25 protein-coding genes are annotated in these 26,400 nt (G+C 70.7%); 10 read left to right on the top strand and 15 right to left on the bottom strand.

Features of this window, described 5'->3' with window-relative positions:
• Positions 1-56: 56 nt before the first annotated feature.
• The 10 genes from Q0599_RS00915 to Q0599_RS00960 form a co-directional block, all read right to left on the bottom strand.
• Complete coding sequence (locus Q0599_RS00915; protein WP_298824380.1) at positions 57-956, bottom strand: DMT family transporter; 900 nt, start codon at positions 954-956, stop codon at positions 57-59.
• A gap of 7 nt (positions 957-963) precedes the next feature.
• Positions 964-2,589 (bottom strand): gamma-glutamyltransferase family protein, encoded by a 1,626-nt coding sequence (locus Q0599_RS00920; RefSeq protein WP_298824382.1) that lies wholly within the window; start codon positions 2,587-2,589, stop codon positions 964-966.
• A complete protein-coding gene (locus Q0599_RS00925; protein ID WP_298824384.1) occupies positions 2,586-3,887 on the bottom strand; it encodes a DUF3422 family protein in 1,302 nt (433 codons plus the stop codon). The genes Q0599_RS00920 and Q0599_RS00925 overlap by 4 nt, the downstream gene beginning before the upstream one ends.
• Before the next feature lie 134 nt (positions 3,888-4,021).
• On the bottom strand, positions 4,022-5,611 hold the full coding sequence (locus Q0599_RS00930) for an MFS transporter (protein WP_367180884.1): 1,590 nt from the start codon (positions 5,609-5,611) through the stop codon (positions 4,022-4,024).
• Positions 5,612-5,618: 7 nt separating this feature from the next.
• Complete coding sequence (locus tag Q0599_RS00935; protein WP_298824387.1) at positions 5,619-7,127, bottom strand: tripartite tricarboxylate transporter permease; 1,509 nt, start codon at positions 7,125-7,127, stop codon at positions 5,619-5,621.
• A 10-nt stretch (positions 7,128-7,137) separates the two neighbouring features.
• Positions 7,138-7,599 (bottom strand): tripartite tricarboxylate transporter TctB family protein, encoded by a 462-nt coding sequence (locus Q0599_RS00940; RefSeq protein WP_298824390.1) that lies wholly within the window; start codon positions 7,597-7,599, stop codon positions 7,138-7,140.
• An 86-nt stretch (positions 7,600-7,685) separates the two neighbouring features.
• The gene (locus Q0599_RS00945) at positions 7,686-9,476 is read right to left on the bottom strand and encodes a GspE/PulE family protein (RefSeq protein WP_298824393.1); all 1,791 of its coding nucleotides are present in this window, start codon (positions 9,474-9,476) and stop codon (positions 7,686-7,688) included.
• Positions 9,473-10,255, bottom strand: coding sequence for a methyltransferase domain-containing protein (locus tag Q0599_RS00950; protein ID WP_298824397.1), 783 nt, complete (start codon positions 10,253-10,255; stop codon positions 9,473-9,475). The genes Q0599_RS00945 and Q0599_RS00950 overlap by 4 nt, the downstream gene beginning before the upstream one ends.
• Complete coding sequence (locus tag Q0599_RS00955) at positions 10,252-10,752, bottom strand: DNA-deoxyinosine glycosylase (protein WP_298824399.1); 501 nt, start codon at positions 10,750-10,752, stop codon at positions 10,252-10,254. The genes Q0599_RS00950 and Q0599_RS00955 overlap by 4 nt, the downstream gene beginning before the upstream one ends.
• Entirely contained in the window at positions 10,749-11,564 is an 816-nt protein-coding gene (locus Q0599_RS00960) for a TatD family hydrolase (RefSeq protein WP_298824401.1), read from the bottom strand. The genes Q0599_RS00955 and Q0599_RS00960 overlap by 4 nt, the downstream gene beginning before the upstream one ends.
• 81 nt (positions 11,565-11,645) lie before the next feature.
• Here Q0599_RS00960 and Q0599_RS00965 point away from each other — a divergent pair, with 81 nt between their 5' ends.
• From Q0599_RS00965 to Q0599_RS00985, 5 genes are read left to right on the top strand one after another with little or no spacing between them, the layout of a single operon-like run.
• Entirely contained in the window at positions 11,646-12,638 is a 993-nt protein-coding gene (locus Q0599_RS00965) for a trypsin-like peptidase domain-containing protein (protein ID WP_298824403.1), read from the top strand.
• Positions 12,639-12,649: 11 nt separating this feature from the next.
• A complete protein-coding gene (locus Q0599_RS00970; protein WP_298824405.1) occupies positions 12,650-13,666 on the top strand; it encodes a MoxR family ATPase in 1,017 nt (338 codons plus the stop codon).
• Positions 13,641-14,615, top strand: a complete 975-nt coding sequence (locus Q0599_RS00975) for a DUF58 domain-containing protein (RefSeq protein WP_298824407.1) — start codon at positions 13,641-13,643, stop codon at positions 14,613-14,615. Before Q0599_RS00970 ends, Q0599_RS00975 begins: the two co-directional genes overlap by 26 nt.
• A 14-nt stretch (positions 14,616-14,629) precedes the next feature.
• Positions 14,630-15,658 carry a VWA domain-containing protein gene (locus tag Q0599_RS00980; protein ID WP_298824437.1) on the top strand — a complete coding sequence of 343 codons (1,029 nt, stop codon included), beginning with the start codon at positions 14,630-14,632 and terminating at the stop codon, positions 15,656-15,658.
• A gap of 40 nt (positions 15,659-15,698) precedes the next feature.
• Positions 15,699-16,019 carry a cupin domain-containing protein gene (locus Q0599_RS00985; protein ID WP_298824409.1) on the top strand — a complete coding sequence of 107 codons (321 nt, stop codon included), beginning with the start codon at positions 15,699-15,701 and terminating at the stop codon, positions 16,017-16,019.
• Between the two features lie 18 nt (positions 16,020-16,037).
• Here the strand turns inward: Q0599_RS00985 and lolD are convergent, their stop codons facing one another.
• From lolD to Q0599_RS01000, 3 genes are read right to left on the bottom strand one after another with little or no spacing between them, the layout of a single operon-like run.
• Positions 16,038-16,715, bottom strand: a complete 678-nt coding sequence (gene lolD, locus Q0599_RS00990) for a lipoprotein-releasing ABC transporter ATP-binding protein LolD (protein WP_298824411.1) — start codon at positions 16,713-16,715, stop codon at positions 16,038-16,040.
• Positions 16,708-17,970, bottom strand: coding sequence for a lipoprotein-releasing ABC transporter permease subunit (locus Q0599_RS00995; RefSeq protein ID WP_298824413.1), 1,263 nt, complete (start codon positions 17,968-17,970; stop codon positions 16,708-16,710). The genes lolD and Q0599_RS00995 overlap by 8 nt, the downstream gene beginning before the upstream one ends.
• Positions 17,971-17,974: 4 nt before the next feature.
• The gene (locus tag Q0599_RS01000; protein WP_298824416.1) at positions 17,975-19,231 is read right to left on the bottom strand and encodes a lipoprotein-releasing ABC transporter permease subunit; all 1,257 of its coding nucleotides are present in this window, start codon (positions 19,229-19,231) and stop codon (positions 17,975-17,977) included.
• Positions 19,232-19,291: 60 nt separating this feature from the next.
• Between Q0599_RS01000 and Q0599_RS01005 the strand changes: the two genes are divergently transcribed.
• The 5 genes from Q0599_RS01005 to Q0599_RS01025 all read left to right on the top strand — a co-directional run bounded on the left by Q0599_RS01005 (position 19,292) and on the right by Q0599_RS01025 (position 24,811).
• Positions 19,292-20,221: a hypothetical protein gene (locus Q0599_RS01005; protein WP_298824417.1), complete on the top strand. Its 930-nt coding sequence runs from the start codon at positions 19,292-19,294 to the stop codon at positions 20,219-20,221.
• Positions 20,218-21,948, top strand: a complete 1,731-nt coding sequence (recJ, locus tag Q0599_RS01010) for a single-stranded-DNA-specific exonuclease RecJ (RefSeq protein WP_298824419.1) — start codon at positions 20,218-20,220, stop codon at positions 21,946-21,948. The genes Q0599_RS01005 and recJ overlap by 4 nt, the downstream gene beginning before the upstream one ends.
• Before the next feature lie 88 nt (positions 21,949-22,036).
• Complete coding sequence (locus Q0599_RS01015) at positions 22,037-23,242, top strand: PQQ-dependent sugar dehydrogenase (protein WP_298824423.1); 1,206 nt, start codon at positions 22,037-22,039, stop codon at positions 23,240-23,242.
• Positions 23,243-23,307: 65 nt separating this feature from the next.
• Complete coding sequence (locus tag Q0599_RS01020) at positions 23,308-24,159, top strand: 3',5'-nucleoside bisphosphate phosphatase (RefSeq protein ID WP_298824426.1); 852 nt, start codon at positions 23,308-23,310, stop codon at positions 24,157-24,159.
• Positions 24,160-24,172: 13 nt separating this feature from the next.
• Positions 24,173-24,811 carry an L-threonylcarbamoyladenylate synthase gene (locus tag Q0599_RS01025; RefSeq protein WP_298824428.1) on the top strand — a complete coding sequence of 213 codons (639 nt, stop codon included), beginning with the start codon at positions 24,173-24,175 and terminating at the stop codon, positions 24,809-24,811.
• Here Q0599_RS01025 and folE2 read toward each other — a convergent pair whose 3' ends face one another.
• Positions 24,812-25,603 carry a GTP cyclohydrolase FolE2 gene (gene folE2 / locus Q0599_RS01030; protein ID WP_298824430.1) on the bottom strand — a complete coding sequence of 264 codons (792 nt, stop codon included), beginning with the start codon at positions 25,601-25,603 and terminating at the stop codon, positions 24,812-24,814.
• A gap of 107 nt (positions 25,604-25,710) precedes the next feature.
• Positions 25,711-26,400: transketolase C-terminal domain-containing protein (locus tag Q0599_RS01035; RefSeq protein ID WP_298824432.1), on the bottom strand; the 690-nt coding region annotated here is incomplete at its 5' end.

The following is a 26,400-nucleotide window of genomic DNA, read 5'->3' on the forward strand; positions in this document are numbered from 1 at the left end:
GTCGCACCAGCCTCCCGGCTACCGCGTCCGCGATACAACCTCTTGACGGTTCACAACTAGCGCCGCGTGCTCAGCCAGATGCCCGGCAGGATGAGCAGCGCGCCGACGGCATGGAACCAGTGCACAGGTTCGCCGAGCACCGCCCACCCGACGCCGGCGCTGTAGAGCGGGCCGAGGTAGAGCACCATCGACACGCGTGCCGCGCCGAGGACGCGCTGCATGAACGAATAGGCCGCGTAGGCCGCCGCGCCGGGAATCAGCGCCGCCGCAAGCACCAGCGCGGCGCTGCGCCAGGAGATTTCGCTCGGCAACCAGGCCAGCGACTCCCAGGCGGTGAACGGCACCAGCACGACCACGCCGCCGACGGAGATCAGCGTCAGCCGGGCCAGCGGCGAGAAGGCCGAGGGCCAGGCGCGCAGCAGCAGCGAGTACGCGGTCCAGCAGACCACCGCCACGGCGATCCACAGGTCGCCCGGGTTGAGCGAGATGTCGCCGATCGCGGACCATTGCCCACGCAGAATCACGTGCAGCACGCCGGCCAGCGCGAGCGCCACGCCGATCGCCTGCAGTGCGCCGAAGCGCTCGCGCAGCCACAGCGCGGAAGCCAGCGCGATCAGCACCGGCGAGGTGGCGTAGAGCAGCCCGATGTTCACCGCCGCGGTGCTGCGCCCGCCGATGTAGACGAAGGCGCCGCAGACCCACATGCCGAGCGCGCCCAGGACGAGGAAGTGCAGCGCCTCGGCACGCACGAGCCGGCGTTTGGCGGCGATCTCGCGGTGGCAGAACAGCGCCAGCACCAGCGCGGCAACGGTCCAGCGGCCCAGTGCCAGCGCATGCGGCGCGATGATGCCCGGCGCCCAGCGGGCCACCAGGTAGTTCACGCTCCACAGAGCCGGTGCCACGAAGAGCAGCACCTGCGCGGCAAGCACGTCGCGGCGGACGGCCGACGCTTCCAAGCCGCGCTCAGACCGCCGCGGCCAAGCCGTCGCGGCGCGGGTCGCTGGCGGCCACGTAGCCCTCCACCGCCGGGTCGCCAAGGCGCCAGATGAACTGGCCGGCGCCGAAGTCCTGGTAGCTGTCCTGGAACGACTCGACCTGGTGGCCGAGCGCACGCAGGCCCTCGCGGGTCGCCGCCGGCATGGTCGCCTCGACGTTGATCGAGCGGCCCTGGTTGAAGCGCCAGCGCGGTGCGTCGCAGGCGGCCTGCGGTTCCTGGCGGAAGTCGAGCATGCGCACCAGGGTCTGCAGGTGGCCCTGCGGCTGCATGTTGCCGCCCATCACGCCGAAGCTCATCTGCGGCGCACTGTCCTTCATCAGGAAGGCCGGGATGATGGTATGAAAGGGTCGCTTGCCCGGCGCGACGAGGTTGGGGCTGGCCGGATTCAGGCTGAAGCCATGGCCGCGGTTCTGCAGCGAGACGCCGTAGCCCGGCACCACCACGCCCGAACCGAAGCCCATGTAGTTGCTCTGGATGAAGCTGACCATCATGCCGCGCTCGTCCACGGCGCTGAGGTAGATCGTGCCGCCCTTCACCGGATTGCCGGCGCCGAAGTCCTGCGCACGCCGGCGGTCGATCTGGCGGGCGCGGTCGAACAGGTAGGCGTCGTCCAGCATCTGCGCGGGCGTCACCTCCATCGTGTCCGGATCGGACACGTAGCGGTAGGTGTCGGCGAAGGCGAGCTTCATCGCCTCGATCTGCAGGTGCTGCGCCTCGATGCTGTCCGGCTTCATGCTGGCGAGGTCGAAGTGCGACAGGATGCCCAACGCGATCAACGCCGCGATGCCCTGCCCGTTCGGCGGGATCTCGTGCAGCGTATGGCCGGCGTAGTCCTTGGCGATCGTCTCCACCCATTGCGGGCGGTAGGCCGCCAGGTCGGCCGCCGTCAGCGCGCCGCCGTGCGCCTTGGCGTGCCGCTCGATCGCCTGCGCCACCTCGCCGCGGTAAAAGGCCTCGCCGCGGCTCGTCGCGATCAGCTCGAGCGTGCGCGCCGCCTCGGGGAAGCGGAACAGTTCACCGACGTGGGGTGCACGGCCGTGCGGCAGGAAGGCCTGTGCGAAGCCGGGCTGGTCGGTCAGTTCGGGCAAGGCGGCCGCCATCGCCCACTTCTGCCGCACCACCCAGGGCACGGCATAGCCGCGCTCGGCGATCTCGATCGCCGGCGCCATCAGGTCGGCGAACGGCAGTGCGCCGAAGCGCTCGGACAACGCCACCCAGGCCGACACCGCACCGGGCACGGTGACGCTGTCCCAGCCGCGCTTGGCCGGCGAGCGCGCGTCCTCGCCGTAGCGGGAGCGGAAGTACTGCGGCGTCCAGGCCTGCGGCGCGCCTCCGCTGGCGTTGAGGCCATGCAATGTCGAGCCGTCCCACAGGATCGCGAACGCGTCCGAGCCGAGGCCATTGCTGCACGGCTCGACGATGGTCATCGCGGCCGCGGCGGCGACGGCTGCGTCGACGGCATTGCCGCCAGCCCACAGCATGCGCGCTCCGGCCTGCGCGGCCAGCGGGTGCGAGGTCGAGACGATGTTGCGACCGAACACCGGCAGGCGCTGGCTCGGGTAGCCGGCGCTCCAGTCGAAGGAAAAAGTCATCGTGGGGACTCCAGGTGATGCGTGTCGGCGGCGGCATGCGCCTCGCGGTGCAGGCGGCGCACGCCGAGCCATACCGCGAAGGCGATGAGCGGGATGCTCAGCGCCACGGCGAGGTCGGGCGAGACGCCCCAGCCGGCCGACTTGGCGCCTTTCGCGGCATAGCCCACCAGCCCGGCGCCGTAGTACGTGACCGCCGCCACCGAGAAGCCTTCCACCGCGCTCTGCAGCAGCAGCTGGGCCTTCTGGCGGCGGTTCATCGCGTCGAGCAACTCTCGGCTGCTTTGCTGCTGCTCGATCTCCACCCGCGTGCGCAGGAGGTTGGAGACGCGCGAGATGCGTTCCGAGAGCGCCTGCTGCCGCCGCCCGGCCCAGGCGCAGGTCTGCATCGCCGGCAACAGCCGGCGGTCCATGAACTCGCGCACCGTCTGCAGGTTGTGCACGCGTTCCTCGCGCAATTCGTCGATGCGCCGCTGCATCAGCTCGAAGTAGGCAGCGCTGGCCGAGAAGCGCGCATGGGTGCGCGCATAGAGGCCCTCCACGCGGGCGGCCAGCTGGGTGAGCTGGCGCAGCAGTTCCTGCTCGTCGTCGGGGCTGGCCGTGCGGATGCGCTCGGCGACATCGGCGAGATCGCGCTCCGCGCCGACCAGCGCGCTGCCCACCTCGCGCGCCACCGGCAGGCCGAGCAGGGCCATCATGCGGTAGGTCTCGATCTCCTGCAGGCGCTGCACCAGACGACCGAGCCGGCGCGGCGTCATGTCGCCGGCCACCACCACCCAGCGCGCGAAGCCGTCGCCGTAGAGGCGGAAGTCGGTGTAGACGTCGGCCGACCCGTCCATCACGCGCGCGCCGACGAGGCTGTCCTCGTCGAGCATGCTGCGCACCAGCGGCGGCAGTTCGTGGCGCGGCGTGAGCGCCGGCTTGACGAGCACGTGCAGGCCGACCAGCCACTGCCCCGGCAGGCCGCGCCGCCAGTCGGCCGGCACCTCGTCGATGGGCAGCGGCGCGAAGCCGTCGGGCACGGCGGCCAGCTGCTTCCAGAAGGTACAGGTGTGGAACTCGCCATGTTTCTCCCAGCGCAGGTGCAGGCCGCCGATGTCGGTGCTGAGGTGGCTGGCAGCTTCGGCCGGCACCGGCAGCTGGCGGGCGCGCAGCAGGCTCGCGAGGTGCTCGCGCTCGGCGTCGCCCGCATTGCCCACCAGGGCGATGTGCGACAGCAGCAGCGGCGCGTTCATGCGCTCGTACGGTCGCGCGTGCACCTCGTGGTGCAAGGTCTCGCGCAAGGGGTGCACGGTCTGCATCGTTCTTCCTCCGGCGTCGATTATCGGATGCGGTGCGTCCGGCACCGGGCCGCCTCAAGGCGCACGGCGCCCGAGGGCCGCGAGAGCGGGCCTCTTCATGGCCCGCGGGGCAGGAGCGAAGCGACTGGGGGCTGTCAGTCGATGCTCTCGCCGAGGAAGCGCTGCACCTTCGGCGGCTCCGCGCCCAGGTGGAAGGCCAAGCGTCGCTCGCGCAGGCCGACGTCGGCGGCAGTGAAGCGCTCCAGCCGCCGCAGGTGCTCGACCCAGGTCTCGTCGAGGAAATACTCGAGGTACCGCCCGGGGCTCGCGGGATCGCGGAACAGGCCCCAGGACAGCGCGCCCTGGCGCAGCCGCGCGCGGCGCGTCTGCTCCATGATCTCCATGAAGGCATCGGCGCGGCTCGGGTCGATGAGGTACTCCACCGTCACCATCACCGGGCCGTCGTCGGGCAGCGGTTCGACCAGGGGCACCGGGGCCGCACTGCCCGGCTTGGCGGGGCTGAGGTCCTCGTCCTCGCCGCCGTCCACCGAGAGCCGTCGCGTCAGCAGCAGCACCGCCGGGCCGACCAGCGCCGCGGCCACGATGCTCGCCGACACGCTGGTCCAGCCCGCCACCTGGCCCCACAGCGCCGCGCCGGCCGCGCTGCCGCCCATCAGCGCCATCTGGTAGATCGACATGCCGCGCGCACGCACCCAGTTGGGCAGCGCCATCTGCGCCGCCAGCGTCAGCGAATTGGCGGTGGCGATCCAGGCCATGCCCGCCACCGCCATCGCCGGCACGGCCAGCCACAGCGTCGGCGAGAAGACCACTGTGATCGCCGCCAGCGCGTGCACACTCGTCCCCCACCTCACGAACTGGTCACGGCTGATGTCCTGGCGCAGCCGCGGCAGGTACAGCGCTGTGACCACCGCGCCGCAACCCATTGCAGCCAGCAGCAGCGTGAACGTGCCCGCGCCTCCGCCGTGGATGCCCCGCGCCACCAGCGGCAGCAGCGCGGTCAGCGAGGTCGACTGCAGGAAAAACAGGAAGATGCGGATGAGCACGTTGCGCATGCGCGGCGACTGCACGACATGCTGCAGGCCGACGCGCATCGCGCCGAGGAAGCGCTCGCCCGGCAGGGCGCTCGCCTTGCGTTGCGACTTCCAGCGCAGGATGAGCACGAAGGCGCCGATCGACAGCACGGCGTTGAGCGCGAACACGAAGGCGCTGCCCGCGCCGGCGAGCAAGGCGCCGGCCACCACCGGTCCGATGACGCGCGACATGTTCATCGCCACGCCGTTGAGCGCCAGCGCGGCGGGCAGCTCGGGGCGGGGAACCACCTCGGGGACGATGGCGGCGAACACCGGCCAGCGCATCGCCATGCCGACGCCGTTGGCGAAGGTCAGCGCCAGCAGCAGCGGCGCCGTCAGCACGCCGGCGACCGAGCAGGCGCACAGCACGACGGCAACGCTGGCGACCCACAGCTGCGTGACGGCGAAATAGCGTCGCCGGTCGACGATGTCCGCCAGCGCGCCGCTGGGCAGGCCGAGCACGAACACCGGCAGGGTGGAGGCGGCCTGCACCAGCGCCACCATCACTGCGCTGTCGGTCAGCGAGGTCATCAGCCAGGCGGCGGCGACGTCGTTCATCCACATCGTCACGTTGGCCGCCAGCCAGGCCAACCAGAGCATGCGGAACACCGGCCCCTTCAGCGGGGCCAGCGACGACGGCGAAGCCGCGCTCACGGCGCGATCAATCCACTTCCTTGAACGCCTCCTCGCGCTTGCTCTTGATCGACGGCAGCATCACCACCACGATCATCAGTGCAGCGGCGATCAGCAACCCGGCCGACAACGGCCGCGTCACGAAGGTGCCCCAGTCGCCGCGCGACAGCAGCAGCGCGCGGCGCAGGTTCTCTTCCATCATCGGCCCGAGGATGAAGCCGAGCAGCAGCGGAGCCGGCTCGCAGCCGAGCTTGTAGAACAGGTAGCCGACGATGCCGAAGCCGGCGGCCATGAACACGTCGAAGTTGTTGTTGTTCAGCGTGTACAGGCCGATGGCGCAGAACGACATGATGGCCGGGAAGAGGAAGCGGTAAGGCACCGTCAGCAGCTTGATCCAGATGCCGATCAGCGGCAGGTTCAGCACCACCAGCATCAGGTTGCCCACCCACATCGAGGCGATCAGGCCCCAGAACAGCTCCGGATTGCTGCTCATCACCTGCGGACCGGGCTGGATGCCCTTGATGGTCATCGCGCCGACCATCAGCGCCATCACGGCATTCGGCGGGATGCCCAGCGTCAGCATCGGGATGAACGAGGTCTGCGCGCCGGCGTTGTTGGCCGACTCGGGACCGGCCACGCCGCGAATGTCGCCACGGCCGAAGCGGCTGGCGTCCTTGGCGAGCTTCTTCTCCACCGTGTAGGCCGCGAACGAGGAGAGCAGTGCACCGCCACCCGGCAGCACGCCCAGCATCGAGCCCAGCGCCGTGCCCCGCAACACCGCCGGCCAGGCGTCGTGGAAGTCCTGCCGGGTCGGCCACAAGCCCTTCACGTCCTTGGTGAAGACCTCGCGGTGCTCGGCCGGGCGGCCGAGGTTGGCGATGATCTCGCCGAAGCCGAACACGCCCATGGCGATGGCGACGAAGCCGATGCCGTCGGTCAGTTCGGGGATGTCGAAGCTGTAGCGCGGCGTGCCGGAGATGACGTCGGTGTTGATCTGGCCCATCAGCAGGCCGAGCAGGATCATCGCGATCGCCTTGACCAGCGAGCCCGACGCCAGCACCACCGCGCCGATCAGGCCCAGCACCATCAGCGAGAAGTACTCGGCCGGGCCGAACTTGAAGGCCAGTTCGGTCAGCGGCGGCGCGAAGGCTGCGACGATCAGCGTCGCCACCGAGCCGGCGAAGAACGAGCCCAGGCCCGCGGCAGCGAGCGCAGCACCGGCGCGACCCTGGCGGGCCATCTGGTAGCCGTCGATCGCGGTGACCACCGAGCTCGACTCGCCCGGCACATTGATCAGGATCGCGGTGGTCGAGCCGCCGTACTGCGCGCCGTAGTAGATGCCGGCCAGCATGATCAGCGCCGGCGTCGCGTCCAGCGAGTAGATCGACGGCAGCAGCATCGCGATGGTCGCCACCGGTCCGAGTCCGGGCAGCACGCCGATCAGCGTGCCCAGCAGCGCCCCGCCGAAGGCGTACAGCAGGTTCTGGAAGGTGAAGGCGACGCCGAAGCCGAGCGAGAGGTTCTGCAGAAGTTCCATCGTGCGCTCCTCAGCCCATGAACCAGGGCTTGAGCGGAATCGTCAGGTTCAACCCGTAGATGAACACCAGCCAGCTGAACGCAGTGATGATGACCCCATTGACCAGCGCCTCCCCCCAGTGGAACTCGTCGCCGGCCAGCGCGGAGGTGACCACCAGCAGGGGCAGCGTGATGAACATGCCCAGCCTGGGCAGCAGCAGGCCGAACAAGACCATGGAGCCGACGATGATGAACAGCGGCTTCCAGGCGAACTTGCCGATCGGCTCGCCGCCCTCGGTTTCAATGGTCATCGCCTTGAACAGCACCGCCGCGCCGAGCAGTGCCATCAGGATGCCCAGCCCGAACGGAAAATAACCCGGGCCGGGGCGTGCCGAGGTGCCGAAGCTGTAGTTCGTCGCACCCCAGGCAAATGCCAAGCCGACGCCGATGAACATGAGGCCCGACCAGAAGTCGCGCTGGCTCTTGATCTTCACTGCGAATCTCCCCCGCTGACGGAATGCTTGCGGCGGATTCTAGGCAGCGATGCCCGAGTGGCCTGTGTGGTTTACACGTAGCGCAGCTACTCCCAGCCCGGCGTGGCGCGCAGCACTTCCTCGAGTGTGGTGAGACCTTCGGCCACCTTCATCGCGCCGGCCACGCGCAGCGGGCGCAGGCCGTCCTGCAGCGCCTGCTGGCGCAGCTTGGCGATGTCGGTCGTCGGCGCGATGCACTGCCGTGCGCCCTCGCCCACGCTGAGCAGTTCGTAGAGACCGGCGCGGCCGCGGTAGCCGGTCATGCGGCATTCGAGGCAGCCCACCGGCTTGTACGGCCTCACGCCACCGGTCAGCCGCCAGGGCTTGACGAACTCGCCCAGCGCTTCACGCGAGAGTGCCTCGTCCGGTTGCTTGCAGGCCGCGCACAGCGTGCGCACCAGCCGCTGCGCGAGCACGCCGATCACCGTGGCACCGATCAGGTAGGGCGGCACGCCGAGATCCTCCAGCCGGGTGATCGCCGACACCGAGTCGTTGGTGTGCAAGGTGCTGAACACGAGGTGGCCGGTCAGCGCCGCCTGGATGGCCATCTCGGCGGTCTCCAGGTCGCGGATCTCGCCGACCATGATGATGTCCGGGTCCTGGCGCATCAGCGCGCGCAGCCCTTCCGCGAAGCCGAGATCGATGTTGCTCTGCACCTGCGTCTGGTTGAACGAGGGCTGGATCATCTCGATCGGGTCCTCGATGGTGCAGACATTGACCTCGTCGGTGGCCAGGCGCCGCAGCGTCGAGTACAGCGTGGTCGTCTTGCCCGAGCCGGTGGGGCCGGTAACGAGGATGATGCCGTGCGGCTGGGTGACGAGTTCCTCCCAGCGCTTGCCATCGTGGGCGCCGAAGCCCAGCGCATCCATCGACTTCACGGTGGTGTCCGGGTCGAAGATGCGCATCACCATCTTCTCGCCGAAGGCGGTGGGCAGCGTCGACAGGCGCATCTCGACCTCGTCGCCTGCCGGATTGCGCGTCTTGATGCGGCCGTCCAGCGGGCGGCGCTTCTCCACCACGTCCATGCGGCCGAGCAGCTTGACGCGGGCGATCATCGCGTTCATCACGCCCGGCGGCACCTGGTAGACGTTGTGCATCACGCCGTCGATGCGGAAGCGGATCACCGAGCGCTCGCGGCGCGGCTCGAGGTGGATGTCGCTGGCGCGCTGGTCGAAGGCGTACTGCCACAACCAGTCGACCACCTGCACGACGCCCTGGTCGTTGGCGTCGAGCTGCTTGTTGCTGCGCCCGAGCTCGACGAGCTGCTCGAAGCTCGCCAGCGACGAGGTTTCGCCGGTCTTGATGGCCGCCCGCACCGAGCGCGACAGGCTGTAGAACTCGGTGGTGTACTTCTGCAGTTCGAGCGGGCTGACCATCACCAGCCTGATCGGCTTGCCGGTGTGCGCCTCGATCTCGCTGACCCAGCCGGTGTCGCAGGGCTCGCAGGTGGCGATGGTGACGTCGCGCAGTCCGACGGTGATGGGCAGCGCCTTGCGGCGTTCCGCATAGCTGATCGACATCACCTCGGCCACGCGGCCGACGTCCACCTTCAGCGGGTCGATGCGCAGGTAGGGCAACTTGACGCGCTCGGCCAGCCATTCGGTGAGCGACTCCACGTCGAGCGGCTTGCCCTTGCCCGGCTCCTTGTCGCGCAGCAGGCCGAGGCTGGCCAGGCGCACCAGCGGGTGCTGGCGGCTGTCGGCGCCGTGGAAGCGCTTCTCGGTGGCGCGCGCCGCTTCCTCGCTGAGGATGCCGTCGCGCCGCAGCCAGCGCAGCAGCACGCGCCAGTCCAGGGGTCCGACGTGCGGCTTGTCGAGCGGGAGATCGGCAGCGTTCATGCGGTGGCGGTCGGGGCGCCCGGCAGCGGGCGGATCATGCGCAGCCATTTTCGCGCCGGCAGGCCCCAGCGCGTTTCGATCTGTTGCGCGCGTCTCGCCAGTTCTTCACGCTCGGGCAGGTCGCCGTGCTTGATCGCCAGCACGACGGTGTTGCCCTCGCGCGTGGGCTGGAGCGAGACCACCGTGCCGCCGGCGAAGGCCGCGTCGATGCGCTGCGCGCTGCGCGCGAAGCTGGCATGGCGGCCGAACAGGTTGACGCTCATCACTCCCTGGTCGGCCAGCAGCCGCGCGCAGCCGCGGTAGAAGTCCTCGCTGTCGAGCACCGGGCTGGCGGCCTCGTGGTCGTAGAGGTCGACACACAGCACGTCGGCCGAGCCCGGCTCGGCGACCTCGTCGAGGTAGCGCTGCGCGTCCATCTCCACCACGCGGCAGCGCGGCCCCTCCGCGGGCAGCCGGAAGTAGGCGCGGCACACGCCGATCACCGTCGGGTTCAGCTCCACCGCGGTGGTCTTCATCTTCAGCGCGCCATGCGTGAAGCGCGTGATGCTGCCCGCGCCGAGGCCGAGCTGCACGGCGTGGCCCCGCGTCACCTCGTCGGCCGGCCGCAGCAGCATCCAGGCCATCATGCGCTGCACGTACTCCAGCTCGAGCTGCGTCGGCTGCTTCAATCGCATCGCGCCCTGCACCCAGGGCGTGCCCAGGTGCAGGTAGCGCACGCCATCGTGCTCGGAGATGGTGGCAGGCGCCAGGTCCGGATCGCTCCGCTTCTTCGTCGTCATGCCAGTCCATGGGCGGCGAAGGCCTCGCGCCAGGCCGCCAGTTTGCGTTCGAAGCTCCAGCTTGCGTTGGCCGGGCTGGTGGAAGGCAGGCGCATCACCTCGACCCCGAGGGTGCGCGTCACCGCCATGGCGCGCGCCGACTCGCCGCCGTTGTGCGCCACCGCCTCCAGCTTCGGCGCACGCCGCCTCAGGCCGGCCAGGTCGTTGGGCACCCCCGCCTCGATCGCGCTGTCCAGGCTGCCCTCGCGGCGGCAGCTGGCATAGACATCCCAGATGCCCAGGCCGCGCCGCTTCACCTCCGCCAGCCGCGCCCGGTACGGCATGCCGACCAGGTCGACGCCCCACAGCGCCGAGAGCAGCGGCCAGAAGTGGTTGCGCGGATGGGCGTAATACTGCCGCGCCTGCAGCGAGGCCACGCTGGGGAAGCTGCCGAGCACCAGCAGTCGCGTCTCGCGGCCAATCACGGGCGGCAGACCCTGCAATGCCGTGGTGCTCATGCGAGCCTGGGCAACGCGGCCAGCGCGTTGGCGCTGGTGGCACGGGCGAATTCCTCGGCCGGCAGGCCGCGAAGTGCGGCGAGCACCGCGCCGATGCGCGGCAGCTCGGCCGGCTCGTTGCGTCCGGCCTCGCCCGCGGCACGCTGGGCAGCGGTGCGGTACAGCCAGTGCGGCGGGATGTCCGGCGCATCGGTCTCGACGACGAGGGCCTCCAGCGGCAGGCTGCGCGCCAGCTCGCGGATCTGCAAGGCGCGCTCGAAGGTCGCCGCGCCGCCGAAGCCGAGCCTGAAGCCGAGCCCGACGAAGGCCTGCGCCTGCTGCGCGCTGCCGTTGAAGGCATGGGCGATGCCACCGGCCACCTCGATGCGGCGCAGCTGCTTGAGCAGGCCGTCCGCGGAGCGGCGCACGTGCAGGATCACCGGCAGCCCGTGGCGCCGCGCCAGCTTGAGCTGCTCGGCGTAGAAGCGTTCCTGGCGCTCTCGATCCAGCCCCGGCACGAAGTGGTCGAGGCCGATCTCGCCCACCGCGACGAGACGCCGATCGTCGCGCGCCGCGGCAAGCGCGGCGTCGAGCCGGTCGAGGTCCGTGTCGGCGGCGCGGTGCACGAACAGCGGGTGGATGCCCAGCGCGTAGGCGAGTCCGTGCGCATGGGCAAGGTCGCGCACGGCGGCGAAGTTCGCCACCTCCACCGCCGGCAGCACCAGCTGCGCCACGCCGGCGGCGCGCGCGCGCGCCAGCACCGCGTCGCGGTCGACGTCGAACTCTGGGGCGTCGAGATGGCAATGGCTGTCGGTCCACACGGGTCGCATCATGCCTTGGCTGTGACAGAGGGCGGCCGGACGTGCTACCGTAGCAGCGCATCCCGTCCCGCAGGCCTCGCGCCGGAGCAGCCGATGAAGAAGGCACCGCTGTACAGCCGTTCTCGCCGGGGGGTGGCCGCCACCGTCGCGCCGCCGCCCGAGCCGGCCACGCCACCCGAAGCGCCCTCCCGCCGTCGACGCCTGCGCGCCTTTGCCGGCCGCCACGAGCGTCGGCTGTGGGCGCTGGCGGTTCTGTTGCTGCTGGCCGTGGCGCTGCTGTGGCGCGTCGACCCGAAGCCGCGCGCACCGCTCACCTTCGAGCAGATCGATCACCTGGTGCGCAAGTCAATCGAGGAGAAGCCGCTCGCGTCGGCGGCGGCGCTGGCCTACGAGAAGATCATCCCCTCCGTGGTGCGCGTGGTCGGCTACGACCGCGAGGGGCAGGCGCCGCACGCCGACAAGAAGGCGGACAAGAAGACCGGCAAGGAGCCCAAGCCCGCGGAAGACGCCCGGCCGAAGCGCGAGGGCGGCGATCTGCCCGGCTTCGAGGAGCGCGGGGTGGGCTCGGGCGTGGTGATCGTGGAGAACGGCACCATCCTCACCAACCTGCACGTGGTGCTGGGCGCGGAGCGCGTGCGCGTCACCTTCATGGACGGGCTGGAGGCCGACGCCAAGCTGGTCAACGTGATGCCCGAGCACGACCTTGCCGTGCTGCGGGCGTCGAAGATCCCCGACGACCTGTTCCCGGCGACGATGCGCAGCACCGGCGACCTCAGTCCGGGCGACCGCGTCGTGGCGGTGGGCTTTCCTTTCGGCATCGGGCCGTCCGCCTCGGAAGGCGTCGTCTCGGGATTGAAGCGTGAATTCCGCTCGCCCGAGGGGGAACGCATGCTGACCAACCTGATCCAGTTCGACGCCGCGGCCAACCCGGGCAACTCCGGCGGGCCGCTGGTGACCATGGAAGGCGAGGTCGTCGGCATCGTCACCGCCATCCTCAACCCGACCAAGCAGCGTGTGTTCGTCGGCATCGGTTTCGCCGTGCCGATCGAGAACGCCGCCGCCGGTGCCGGCATGCCACCGTTCTGACGAGGAGCTTCATGGAATCGACATCGACCAACGGCGCACAGGCCGCCACGCTGATGGAGCGGGTGCTGTACGAGGTCAAGCGCGTCGTCGTCGGCCAGGACCAGTTCCTCGAGCGCGTGATGGTGGCGATGCTGTCCAACGGCCACCTGCTCGTCGAGGGCGTGCCGGGACTGGCGAAGACGCTGACGGTGAAGACATTGGCGCAGACGCTGCGCGGGCACTTCAAGCGCATCCAGTTCACGCCCGACCTGGTCCCGGCCGACCTGGTCGGCACGCGCATCTACAGCCCGAAGACCGGCGAGTTCGACACGTCGCTCGGACCGGTCTTCACCAACCTGCTGCTCGCCGACGAGATCAACCGCGCGCCGGCCAAGGTGCAGAGCGCGCTGCTGGAGGTGATGCAGGAGCGCCAGGTGACCATCGCCGGCGTGACGCACAAGGTGCCGGAGCCCTTCCTGGTGATGGCGACGCAGAACCCGATCGAGACCGAGGGCACGTACCCGCTGCCGGAGGCGCAGGTCGACCGCTTCATGATGAAGGTGCTGGTCGACTACCCGAGCGAGGAGGAGGAATTCGTCGTCGCCCAGCGCGTCACCGGCGCGCCGGTGCAGGTGGCGGCGGTGGCCAGCATGGGCCAGCTCGCCGAACTGCAGCAGGAGTGCCGCAAGGTCTACGTCGACCCCTCGCTGATGCAGTACGCGGTGAAGCTGGTCAGCGCGACACGGCGGCCGCAGCAGTACGGCCTGGCCGACATCGCCAAGTACCTCAGTTTCGGCGCCAGCCCGCGCGCCACCATCGGCCTGATCGAGGGCGCGCGCGCGCTGGCCTACATGCGCGGCCGCAGCTATGCCCTGCCGGAGGACATGACCGGGCTGGTGGCCGACGTGATGCGCCACCGCCTGGTGCTCAGCTACGAGGCGCTGGCCGACGGGCTGAACGCCGACCAGGTGATCCGCCAGGTGATGCAGAAGATTCCCGCCCCGGACAAGCCGCTCGCCCCGCATGAGCACGCCACCGCCCAGAACTGAAGCCGCCGATTCGGAGGCCCTGCTGCGCCGTCTGGAGTGGACGGTGATCCGCCGGCTCGACGGCCTGCTGCAGGGCGACTACCGCACGCTGATGCGCGGGGCGGGCCTGGACCTGGCCGACTTGCGCGAGTACCAGCACCACGACGACGTGCGCCACATCGACTGGAACGTGACGGCGCGGCTGCAGCACCCCTACGTGCGCCAGTTCACGGAGGACCGCGAACTCGCCGCCTGGTTCCTCGTCGACCTCTCCGCCAGCGTCGACTTCGGCTCCGACACCCGCGCCAAGCGCAGCGTCGCGCGCGAGTTCGTCGGCGTGCTGTCGCGTCTGCTGACGCGCCACGGCAACCGCGTCGGCGCCCTGCTCTACGGCACCGAGGTCGACACGGTCATTCCCGTGCGCGGTGGCCGCATGCACGTGCTGCATCTGCTGCAACGCATGGCGAAGCGGCCGGCGGAGTCCGCCCCCGGGGCCACGCAGCTGCGTGACCTGCTGCTCGCCGGCCAGCGCATGATCAAGCGACGATCCTCGGTGTTCGTGGTGTCGGACTTCATCAGCCCCCCCGGCTGGGAGGAGGCGCTGGCGCAACTCTCGCGCCGCCACGACGTCACCGCCGTGCGGCTGTACGACCCGCTCGAGATGGAGCTGCCCGACATCGGCCTGGTGACGATGCGCGACGCCGAGACCGGCGAGCAATTGCTCGTCGACACGCACGACGTCGGCTTCCGTGCACGCTTCGCCGCAGCCGCCGATGCGCGCGAGAGCGCGCTGCTCGCCGCGCTCGCCCAGGCCGGTGTGGATACGCTGGAGCTGGCCACCGACGACGACCTGCTCGACGCCATCCTGCGTTTCGCCGACCTGCGACGGCAGCGCAGCCGGCTGGCCTCGGGCGGCGGCGCGCCGTCGCACCTGGGGATGCTGAAGACCGACTCGCGGAGGGCGTCATGAAAAGCGCGATCCCGCTGAACTTCATCTGGCCGGACATGCTCTGGCTGCTGATCGCCGTGCCGCTGCTCGTGCTCGGCTACCTGTGGCTGCTCGGCCGGCGCAAGAAGACGGCGCTGCGATACGCCAACCTCGCCCTGGTCAAGCAGGCGATGGGCAGGGCGGCCGGCTGGAGGCGCCACGTGCCGCCGCTGCTGATGCTGCTGGCGATCGTCGTACTGCTGCTCGCCGCCGCGCGACCGGCCGCGGTGATCAGCCTGCCCTCGCAGCAGGAGACCATCGTGCTGGCGATGGACGTCTCCGGCAGCATGCGTGCCGCCGACGTGCAGCCGAACCGGTTGGTCGCCGCGCAGGAGGCGGCCAAGACCTTCGTCGCCGAACTGCCGCGCAGCGTGCGCGTGGCGGTGGTGCAGTTCGCCGGCACCGCCGCCATCGTGCAGCCGCCCACGCACAGCCGGGAAGACGTCTATGCCGCCATCGACCGCTTCCAGCTGCAGCGCGGCACCGCCACCGGCAGCGGCATCGTGCTGTCGCTGGCCGCGCTGTTTCCCGACGCCGGCATCGACCTCTCGCAGATCACCGGCCAGAAGGCCATGCCCCCGGGGCCGGACGACAAGCCCAAGCCGGAGTTCATGCCGGTGGAGCCGGGATCGTTCGGTTCGGCGGCGATCATCATGCTGACCGACGGGCAGCGCACCACCGGGCCCGACCCGGTCGAGGCGGCAAAGATGGCTGCCGACCGCGGCGTGCGCGTCTACACCGTCGGCATCGGCACCAAGGAGGGTGAGACGATCGGATTCGAGGGCTGGTCGATGCGCGTTCGCCTCGACGAGGATGCGTTGAAGTCGGTGGCCAGCATCACGCGCGCCGACTATTTCTACGCCGGCACCGCCGAGGATCTGAAGAAGGTCTACCAGGGCCTGTCGACGCGCCTCGTGGTGGAGAAGAAGGAAACCGAGATCAGCGCGCTGTTCGCGGCGCTCGGTGCGCTGCTGGTGGCGGCTGCCGCGGCCCTGTCGGTCGCCTGGTTCGGCCGCGTGACCTGAATGACCTGCCTGACCCGAGCAAGCCAATGAGGATGCACCGATGCTGATGAAGAAGTCCTCCGAGCGGGAATGGATCCCGACCGGTTCGCCCGGCGTGGAGCGCAGCCTGTTCCGCCACAACGACAGCGGCGGGCGTTCGTCCGTGGTGCGGCTGGCGCAGGGCTCGCGCGTGCCGCGGCATGTGCATCACGGCACCGAGGAGGTGCTGGTGCTGGCCGGCCGCGTCTCGCTGGACGGCGTCGAGATGGCCGAGGGCGACTATCTGTACGTCGAAGCGGGCGAGCAGCACGATGTCGTCGCCCTCTCGGACGCGGTGATCTTCGTGTCCTCGCAGAGATCGACGTCGTTCGTCGAGGGCTGAGACCGGCGCCTGGCGGCGTCAGTCCGAGAGACGTCCCTTGACGAGCCGCAGCACCCGGTCGCAACGCCGTGCCAGCGACTCGTCGTGCGTCACCAACACGAAGGCGGTGCCCTGCCCCCGCGCCAGTTCGAGCATCAGCGCGAACACCGCATCGGCGGTGTCGCGATCGAGGTTGCCCGTGGGCTCGTCGGCCAGCACGCAGCCTGGCGAGCCGGCCAGGGCGCGTGCAATCGCCACGCGCTGGCGCTCGCCGCCGGAGAGCTGCGCCGGTCGGTGCATGACCCGCTCGGCGAGGCCCACCTGGGCGAGCACGGCGGCGGCGGTTTCACGCGCCCGGTCCACCTCCATGCGCCGGATGCGCAGCGGCATCGCCACGTTGTCCAGCGCCGTGAACTCGGGCAGCAGGTGGTGGAACTGGTAGACGAAGCCGAGGTGGCGGTTGCGCCACTCACCCTGCTCCGCGGCGTCCAGCGACGCGAGGTTGCGCCCGGCCAGCAGCACCGTTCCCTGGGTGGGCGCCTCCAGCGCGCCGAGCAGGTGCAGCAAGGTGCTCTTGCCCGAGCCCGAGGCGCCGACCACAGCGACCGTCTCGCCGCGCTGCACGGCGAGGTCGATGCCCTGCAGCACGGGCACGTCGAGCCCGCCTTCGGTGAAGCGCTTGTGCAGGTTCTGCGCCTGGACGATCGTCTCACTCATGGCGCAGCGCCTGGGCCGGCTGCACGCAGCTTGCGCGCCAGCTCGGGTAGAGCGTGGCGACGAAGGACAGCAGCAGCGAGACGATCACGATGGGCACGATGTCGGCCAGCCGCGGGTCGCTGGGCATGTGGTCGATGAGGTAGACGTTGGCGGGCAGCAGCGTCGTGCCGAGCAGCCGCTCGATCGCGGGCACCAGGCTGCCGACGTTGACGGCGACCAGCAGGCCAAGCAGCAATCCTGCCACCGTGCCGATGAAACCCGAGGCCGCGCCCTGCACCACGAAGATGCCCATGATCGAGCGCGGCGTCGCCCCCAGCGTGCGCAGGATGGCAATGTCGGATTGTTTGTCGGTCACCGTCATGACGAGCATCGAGACGAGGTTGAAGGCCGCCACCGCGACGATGAGCGCGAGGATGAGGAACAGCATGCGCTTCTGGATCTGCACCGACTCGAACCACTGGCGGTTCGTGCGCGTCCAGTCGTTCACCAATATACCCGGGCCGAGTTCGCGCGCGAGCGCGGCGCCGACCTCGCCGGCGCGGTCGCGGTCCGACAGGCGCAGCTGCACGCCGCCGGGGCCGGCCAGACCGAACAGCCGCTGGGCATCGGCGATCAGCATCAGGGCCATGCCGCTGTCGTACTCGAAGTGGCCGGCCTCGAAGGTGGCCGCCACGCTCAGCGGCAGCAGGCGCGGCGCACCGCCGGGCCGCGACGGATCGGGCAGTACCAGGGTGACGCGCTGGCCGGCCTGCGCGCCGAGCGCGCGGGCCAGTTCCGCGCCGAGCACCACCTGGTCGCCGCCCGGCCGCAGGCGCGACAGCACCGGCCCGTACAGGCGCTTGGCCAGCTCGGACACCCCGGCCTCCGCCTTCGGGTCGATGCCGCGCACCAGCACCGGCCGCAGTTCATCGCCGCGGCCGAGCAGCGCCTGCGCCGCGACGAACGGGGCCACGGCACTCACCCCCTCGTGGCGCTTCGCGATCGCCGCGGTGGCGCGCCAGTCGCGCAGCGCGCCTCCGTCGGCGTCGAACAGCTGCACGTGCGCGATGACCGAGAGCATGCGGTCGCGCACCTCCTTGCTGAAGCCGTTCATCACCGACAGCACGATGATCAGCGCCGCCACGCCCAGCGCGATGCCGAGCATGGCCACCGCAGCGATGAAGGAAATGAAGCCGTTGGCGTCGCCGCCGCGCGCGGCGCGCAGGTAGCGCCAGCCCACCTGCAGCTCGTAGGGCAGTTCGCGGCGAAGCTTCACGGCTTCACTCATAGCGCAAGGCCTGCGCTGGCTGCAAGCGGCTGGCACGCCAGCTCGGGTAGAGCGTGGCGACGAAGGACAGCAGCAGCGCGATCAGTGCGATCGGCACGATGTCGCCGCGCTGCGGATCGCTGGGCATGCGGCTGATCAGATAGATGCTGCCGGGCAGGAAGCTGACGCCGAGCGCGCGCTCGATGGCCGGCACGATGGTGTCGATGTTGAACGCGACGAGCATGCCCAGCAGCACGCCGCCGACGGTGCCGATCACGCCCGAGGTCGCGCCCTGCACCATGAAGATGCCCATCACCGAGCGCGGGCTGGCACCCAGCGTGCGCAGGATGGCGATGTCGGCGCGCTTGTCGGTCACCGTCATGACCAGCGTGGAGACGAGGTTGAACGCCGCCACCGCCACGATCAGCGTGAGGATGATGAACATCAGCCGCTTCTCAATCTGCACCGCGTCGAACCAGGCGCGGTTGCTGCGCGTCCAGTCGCGCAGCTCGAAGCCCGAGCCGAGGCTCTGGCCGAGCTGATCGGCGACGGCACGCGCCGCCTGCACCTCCTTCAGCCGCAGCTGCACGCCGGTCGGGCCCCCGACGCGGAAAAGGCGCGCCGCGTCGTCGAGATGCAGCAGCGCCAGGCCGCTGTCGTACTCGTAGTGCCCCGACTCGAAGGTGCCCGCCACGGTGAGCTGCTTGAGCCGCGGGATCACGCCGGCCGGCGTGACCTGGCCGCCGGGCGTGATCAGCGCCACCTTGTCGCCCACCCGCACGCCGAGGCTTCGCGCGAGCTCGCCGCCGAGCACGACGCGCCAGGCACCGGGCGCGAGACGGTCGAGCACGCCGCCGCGCAGTTGCGCGGCCAGCGCGGTGACGCTGGACTCGTCGGCCGGCGAGATGCCGCGCACCAGCGTGCCGCGCATCACCTCGCCATGCGAGATCAGCCCCTGCGCGGCGACGAAGGGTGCGGCGCCGATCACCTGCGGATGCTGCCGCGCCTGGGCGGCGACGATGCGCCAGTCGGGCAGCGCCGCGTCGCCGGCCGCATGCACCTCGACATGCGCGACGACCGACAGCATGCGGTCGCGCACCTCCTTCTGGAAGCCGTTCATCACCGACAGCACGATGATCAATGCCGCCACGCCCAGCGCGATGCCGAGCATGGACACCGCGGAGATGAACGAGATGAAGCCGTTGCGCCGCCCCGCCCGGCCGGTGCGGGTGTAGCGCCAGCCGATCTGCAGTTCGTAGGGCCAGTTCATGTGGGGCGCATGCTACCCGAGCGGCCCGCGCTGGCCGGGACGCACGCCGATAATCCCCCGATGCACTTGCTCGTCCCGTTCGCGTCGGCACTGTCGGAGGCCGGCCGGCACACCTTGCACGACCTGAAGCTCACGAACCTCGACCGCCTGCTCGCCCGTGTGGTGCCCGTCCAGCGACTCGGCACCGACGAGTACAGCCTCACGCCGCCGCACGAAGCCGCGCTCGCCGCCGCGCGCGGCTGGCAGGGCGGCGCCGGTACGCTGCCCTTTGCGGCTCACGCGGCGCGAGGGGACGGCATCGATGTGCAGGACCTCGCCTGGGGCCTGCTCACGCCGACGCATTGGCACGTGGGCCGCGACCAGATCACGCTGGCCGACCCCGAGGCGCTGCAACTCGACGCCGCGCAGTCGCGCGACCTGTTCGACGCGGTGCGCGATCTGTTCGAGAGCGAGGGCTTCGCGCTCGTCTGGGGTGCACCGCTGCGCTGGTACGCGGCGCACGAGAGCCTGGTCGAGCTGCCCTGCGCCTCGCTGGACCGTGTGGTCGGGCGCAACGTCGACCGCTGGCTGCCCGCGGGGCGCGAGGCGCGATTGCTGCGTCGCCTGCAGAACGAGGTGCAGATGCTGCTGCACGACCACCCGATCAACGAAGCGCGCGAGGCGCAGGGCCGGCTCGCGGTGAACTCCTTCTGGCTCAGCGGCTGCGGACGCTGGCAGGCGGGCGAGGCGCCGGAGGTCGAGGTCGACGCCAGGCTGCGTGCGCCGCTGCTGTCGGAAGACTGGGCCGGCTGGGCCGAGGCCTGGCGGGCGCTCGACGCCGGGCCGCTGGCACGGCTGGTCGCTGCCGCCGCGCGCGGCGAGGCGGTCGGCCTGACGCTGGCCGGTGATCGATTCGCGCAGCGTTTCGACACCGCGACCGGATCGCTGTGGTCGCGACTGGGTCGGCGCTGGCGCCACCCGGCGCCGGCCGACGTGCTGGAGACGCTGTGAGCCAGGCCGTCATCTCGCGCCGGGACGCCCCGCCGCGCGTCGTCTGGGCGCTCGAGCAGGCCGGCGTGCCGATGCTGCTGGCGCGCCTGTTCGCAGCGCGCGGCGTGCGCAGCGCCGAAGAGCTCGACGACGCCGTGGCGAAGCTGCTGCCGCCCTCGGGCCTGCTGGGCGCGGCGCAGGCGGCGAAGCGGCTGGCCGACGCCCTGCAGGCGGGCCAGCGCATCTGCATCGTCGCCGACTACGACTGCGACGGCGCCACCGCCTGCGCCGTCGCGCTCCGTGGGCTGGAGCTGCTCGGCGCGGCACGCGACAGGCTGGTCTACGTGGTGCCCGACCGCGCCGTGCACGGCTACGGCCTCACGCCGGCGATCGTCGAGCTCGCCGCGAAGCAACGGCCCGACGTGCTGGTGACGGTGGACAACGGCATCGCCAGCCTGGAAGGCGTGGCGCATGCGCGCGCGCGCGGCATGGCCGTCGTCGTCACCGACCACCACCTGCCGGCACAGCAGGATGGCCATGTCGTGCTTCCGGAGGCCGACGTGATCGTCAATCCCAACCAGCCGGGCTGCACGTTCGCGAGCAAGAACCTCGCCGGCGTCGGCGTGATGTTCTACGTGCTGCTGGCGCTGCGCAGCGAACTGCGCGATCGCGGCGCGTTCAGCGCGCAGCAGCAGCCGCGACTCGATGCGCTGCTCGACCTCGTCGCACTCGGCACGGTGGCCGACGTGGTCAGGCTCGACGCCAACAACCGCCGCCTCGTCGCGCAGGGCCTGCGCCGCATCCGCGCCGGCCGCATGCAGCCGGGCCTGGCCGCCCTGTTCGCCGCCGCCGGCCGCGATGCGAGCCGTGCCAGCGCCTTCGACTTCGGCTTCGCGCTGGGACCCCGCATCAACGCCGCCGGGCGGCTGTCGGACATGACGCTGGGCATCGAATGCCTGCTCACCGACGACCCGGCGCGCGCCGCGGAGTTGGCCAACGCGCTGGACGGCATCAACCGCGAGCGGCGCGAACTCGAGTCGGGCATGCGCGAACAGGCCGAGGCGCTGCTCGAGCGGCTGATGCCCGAGGGCGAGCCGCCGCCGGCCTTGGCGATCTTCGACGCGGACTTCCACGAGGGCGTGGTCGGCATCGTCGCGGCGCGGCTGAAGGACCGGGTGCACCGACCGACCTTCGTCTTCGCGCGCGGCCAGGACGGGCTGCTCAAGGGCTCGGGGCGTTCGATTGCGGGCTTCCACCTGCGCGATGCGCTCGATCTGGTCAGCAAGCGCCACCCCGGCGTGCTGCGCAAGTTCGGCGGCCACGCCATGGCGGCCGGCTGCACCGTCGCCGAGGCCGACCTGCCGACCTTCACGCGGGGCTTCCAGCAGGTGGCGCGCGAATGGCTGGACGCCGCGACGCTGGCGCGCACGCTGCTCACCGACGGCCCGCTGGAGCCGGCGCAGTTCGACCCGGCCACGGTGCGCGAGCTGGATGCGCAGGTGTGGGGCCAGGCGTTCGAGCCGCCGCTGTTCTGCGACGTGGTGGACGTGGTGTCGCAGCGCCTCGTCGGCGAGCGGCACCTGAAGCTCTCGGTGCGGCACGGCGGCGCCCTGCGCGACGCCATCTGGTTCGGCCGCAGCGAGCCGCTCGCGCCGCGCGTGCGGCTGGCCTACCGGCTGAGCCTGGACCACTTCAACGGCCGCGAGCGCGTGCAGATGGTGGTGGAAGGCAGCGAAGACGCGCCCTGAATGGGCCCGTGCACAGGTTGCATCTGGTAGCGACGCTTCGACCGGTGGTGACGATACTGCGCCGATCTGCCCTCGCCGGATGACGACCATGGCCCCCTTGTCGATTGCCTCGCGGCGCAGTCGCCGCACCACGCTGGGCTGGCTGCTGGTGCTGGCCGGCGCCACGGCCGCGGCCGCATGCGGAGGCAGCAGCGGCGATGCGCCGGCCGCGGCCGCCCCGTCGCCGGCACCCGCTCCTGCCCCCGCGCCGGCGGCTCCCACCGCCACCACTTTCACCGACGGTCTGTCCAGCCCCTGGGGCATGGCTTTCCTGCCCGATGGTCGCCTCATCGTCACGCTCAAGGGCGGCAGCCTGCTGATCGTCAGCGCCGACGGCCGCAGCGTCTCGGCGCCGGTCTCGGGCGTTCCGGCGGTCAATCCGGGCGGCCAGGGTGGTCTGCTCGACGTGGCCATCGACCCCGACTACACCACCACGCCGTGGATCTACCTGAGCTACGCGGAAGACGGCAGCGGTGGCAGCGGCACGGCGGTGGCGCGCGGCCAGCTGGTCGGCAACGTCCTGCAGAACGTGCAGGTGATCTTCCGCCAGGCGCCCAAGGTGTCCGGCGGCGGCCACTACGGCTCGCGGCTGGTGTTCCGCAACGACAAGACTCTGTTCGTCTCCCTCGGCGAACGCCAGCAGGGCAGCCCGGCACAGGACCTGACGAAGACCCTGGGCAAGGTGGTACGCATCAATCGTGACGGAACCATCCCGTCCGACAACCCAAACCTGGGCACTGGCGCGTTGCCCGGCATCTGGAGCATCGGCCACCGCAACCCGCAGGGCGCGGCGCTGCACCCCGGCACCGGCGAGCTGTGGCAGAGCGAGCACGGCCCGCAGGGCGGCGACGAGATCAACATCGCCCGCGCCGGCGCCAACTTCGGCTGGCCGAACGTCAGCTACGGCTGCAACTACGGCGACCCGGTGGGCGACGCCTGTCGCATCGGCGGCGGCACCCACGCGCCGATCTACGTCGAGCCGCTGGCCACCTGGACGCCGACCTCGGTCGCGCCCAGCGGCCTGGCCTTCTACACCGGCAGCATGTTCCCGCAATGGCAGGGCAACCTCTTCATGGGGGCGCTGGCGGGCACCGCGCTGTGGCGACTTACCCTGAGCGGCAATGCCGTCACCGCGCGCGAGGAGCTCTTCAAGTCGCTGGGCGAGCGCATCCGCGACGTGCGGCAGGGCCCCGACGGCGCGCTTTACCTGCTGACCGATGGCAGCGGCGGGCGCATCCTTCGCATCGCGCGCTGAGCCGCGCCCGGCAGGAACCGGGCCCGCTCCCTACAATCCGGGGCTCGATGCTGCCGAGCCCCTGGATGAACGCCGACCTGCACTGCCACTCCTGCGTGTCCGACGGCACGCTGAGCCCGGAAGACCTGGCGGGACGCGCGAAGGCGCGCGGCGTGGAGCTCTGGTCGCTGACCGACCATGACGAGATCGGCGGCCAGCAGCGCGCCCGCGTGGCGGCCGAGGCGCTGAGCCTGCCCTACCTCACCGGCACCGAGATCTCGGTGAGCTTCGTCGGCATCACGGTGCACATCGTCGGCCTGGGGTTCGATGTGGACGACGGCGCGCTGAGGCAGGGCCTGGCCGCCACCCGCGGCGGCCGCCGCGAGCGCGCGCTGGAGATGGCCGACGGCCTCGCCAAGGCCGGCATTGCGCACAGCTTCGAAGGTGCGCTGAAGTACGTCGGCAACCCCGACCTCATCTCGCGCACGCACTTCGCGCGCTACCTCGTGGAGGCCGGCGTCTGCGCCGACACCGGCGAGGTCTTCCGTCGCTTCCTCACCGAGGGCAATCCCGGCTTCGTGCCACACCGCTGGGCCAGCCTGCGCGATGCAGTGCACTGGATCACCGATGCCGGCGGCATGGCGGTGATCGCCCATCCCGCGCGCTACCGGCTCACCGCCAACGAGGAGCACGCGCTGTTCACCGAGTTCAAGGCGCACGGCGGCCAGGGTGTCGAGGTGGTCACCGGCAGTCACAGCGCGGCCGAGGCGGTGCGCTACGCCGAGACCGCGCTGGAGTACGGCCTCTTCGCTTCGCGCGGCAGCGATTTCCACAGTCCCGACGAGAGCCACACCGACCTTGGCGAGCTGCCCGAGCTGCCGGGTCGGTTGACGCCGGTGTGGGAGGCGTTGCAGGACCGCATCCAGCGTCCTCGGTGACCGCCCCGCACGCATGTCGCAGCTCTTCGAAGTCCATCCCGACAACCCGCAGCCGCGCCTGCTCAAGCAGGCGGCGCAGATCCTGCATGCCGGCGGCGTGGCGGCGATCCCCACCGACTCGAGCTACGCGCTCGTCTGCCACCTCGACGACAAGGCCGCGGCGGAGTCGCTGCGGCGCATCCGCGGCGTCGACGAGAAGCACCACCTCACGCTGCTGTGCCGCGATCTCAGCGAACTGGCGAGCTACGCGCGCGTGGACAACAAGCAGTACCGGCTGCTCAAGCTGGGCACGCCCGGGCCGTTCACCTTCATCCTCGAGGCCACCAAGGAGGTGCCGCGACGGCTCTCCCACCCCTCGCGGCGCACCATCGGACTGCGCGTGCCCGACCACGCGGTGACGCAGGCGCTGCTCGAGCAGATGGGCCAGCCGCTGATCGCCACCACGCTGATCGCGCCGGGCGAGAGCGATCCGCTGAACGACCCGCACGAGATCCGCGAGCGCTTCCAGAAACTGCTGCAGGCGGTGGTGGATGCGGGCGCCTGCCCGATGCAGCCGACCACGGTGGTCGACCTCACGGGCGACACGCCGGCGCTGGTGCGCCTGGGGCGTGGTGACCCGCGCCTGCTCGGACTGGACCTCAAAGAAGGCTGATCAGAGCCGTTCGATGCGCGCCACCGCCGAATGGGCGTGGATGGACTCGAAGTTCTCCACGTCGACGACGTAGCGGCCGACGCGCGGGTCGGCATTCAGGCGCAGCGCCACGTCGCGCACGAGGTCCTCGACGAACTTCGGGTTCTCGTAGGCACGCTCGGTGATCCACTTCTCGTCGGCGCGCTTGAGCATGGGCCAGATCTCGCTGGAGGCGGAATCCTCGGCGAAGCGCACCAGCTCCGCCCAGGGAATGTCCTCGAGCATCTCGACGCGCAGCGTGACGTGCGAGCGCTGGTTGTGCGCGCCGTAATCGGAGATCTCCTTCGAGCAGGGGCACAGCGACTTGACCGGCACGACGGCCTCGGCCCAGACCGCCACCGCGCCGTCGTGCGCCTCGACGATCCAGCGGCCCTGGTACTCGAGCAGGCTCTCCACACCGGAGACCGGCGCACGCTTGCGCAGGAAGAAGGGAAAGCGCGCCTCGATGCGGCCAGCGCGGGCATGCAGCTTGTGCAGCATCACGCCCATCTGCGCGCGCAGTTCGGCCGCATCGAGCGCCTTGTCCTGCGTCTCCAGCCAGGCCACGAAGCGCGACATGTGCGTGCCCTTCTGCTCGGCGGGCAGGGCGACGTCGAGGTCCCACTCGGCGACGGTCGACAACTCGGCCGTGCCCAGGCGCAGCTGCATCGGATAGCGCACACCGCGCACGCCGACGCGCTGGATCGCCAGTCGACGCTCGTCGCGGGCACTCTGGGTGTCCGGGATGTGCAGCGCGTCTTTCAGATTGCTCATGGCTCTACCGTTTGATCAGGCGCAAGCATGACAGCAAATCACCTGCGACGGCGGGGCAGGGGCTTGAAGCCGCCATTCAAGCGCTTTCAACACGTGGGCGGCAGCCGTCAATGGTTGACCGCGCGCACCAGCGCCGGCTTGGTGCCGAAGCGCTTGAGGATGGACTGCTCGATGCCCCCGGCGTCGAGCCCGCACATCGCCAGCAACTTGGCCGGGTCCCCGTGCTCGATGAACTCGTCGGGCAGGCCCAGCGTCAGCACCGGAGTGGACAGTCCCGCGGCCGCCAGCGCCTCCAGCACCGCAGTGCCGGCGCCGCCCATGGTGCAACCCTCCTCCAACGTCACGATGGCCTCGTGGCTGCGCGCCAGGTCCGTCACCAGGGCGACATCCAGCGGCTTGGCGAAACGCATGTTGGCCACCGTGGCGTCGAGCTTCTCGGCGGCGGCCAGCGCAGGGTACAGCAGCGTGCCGAAGGCGAGGATGGCGATGCGCGAGCCCTGGCGGCGGATCTCGCCCTTGCCGAACGGGATGGCCGTCATGTCCCTGGCGATCTCCACGCCGGCGCCGCTGCCGCGCGGATAGCGCACCGCCACCGGGTGGTCCTGCTGGAAGGCGGTGAACAGCGCCTGGCGGCACTCGTTCTCGTCCGATGGCGTGAGCACGCTCATGTTCGGAATGCAGCGCAGGTAGGCGATGTCGTAGGCGCCGGCATGCGTCGGGCCGTCGGCACCGACGAGGCCGGCGCGGTCGAGCGCGAACACCACCGGCAGGTTCTGCAGCGCCACGTCGTGGATGAG

Origin of the sequence: uncultured Piscinibacter sp. (assembly GCF_937952055.1) — a bacterium.
Classification (GTDB): domain Bacteria; phylum Pseudomonadota; class Gammaproteobacteria; order Burkholderiales; family Burkholderiaceae_C; genus Piscinibacter.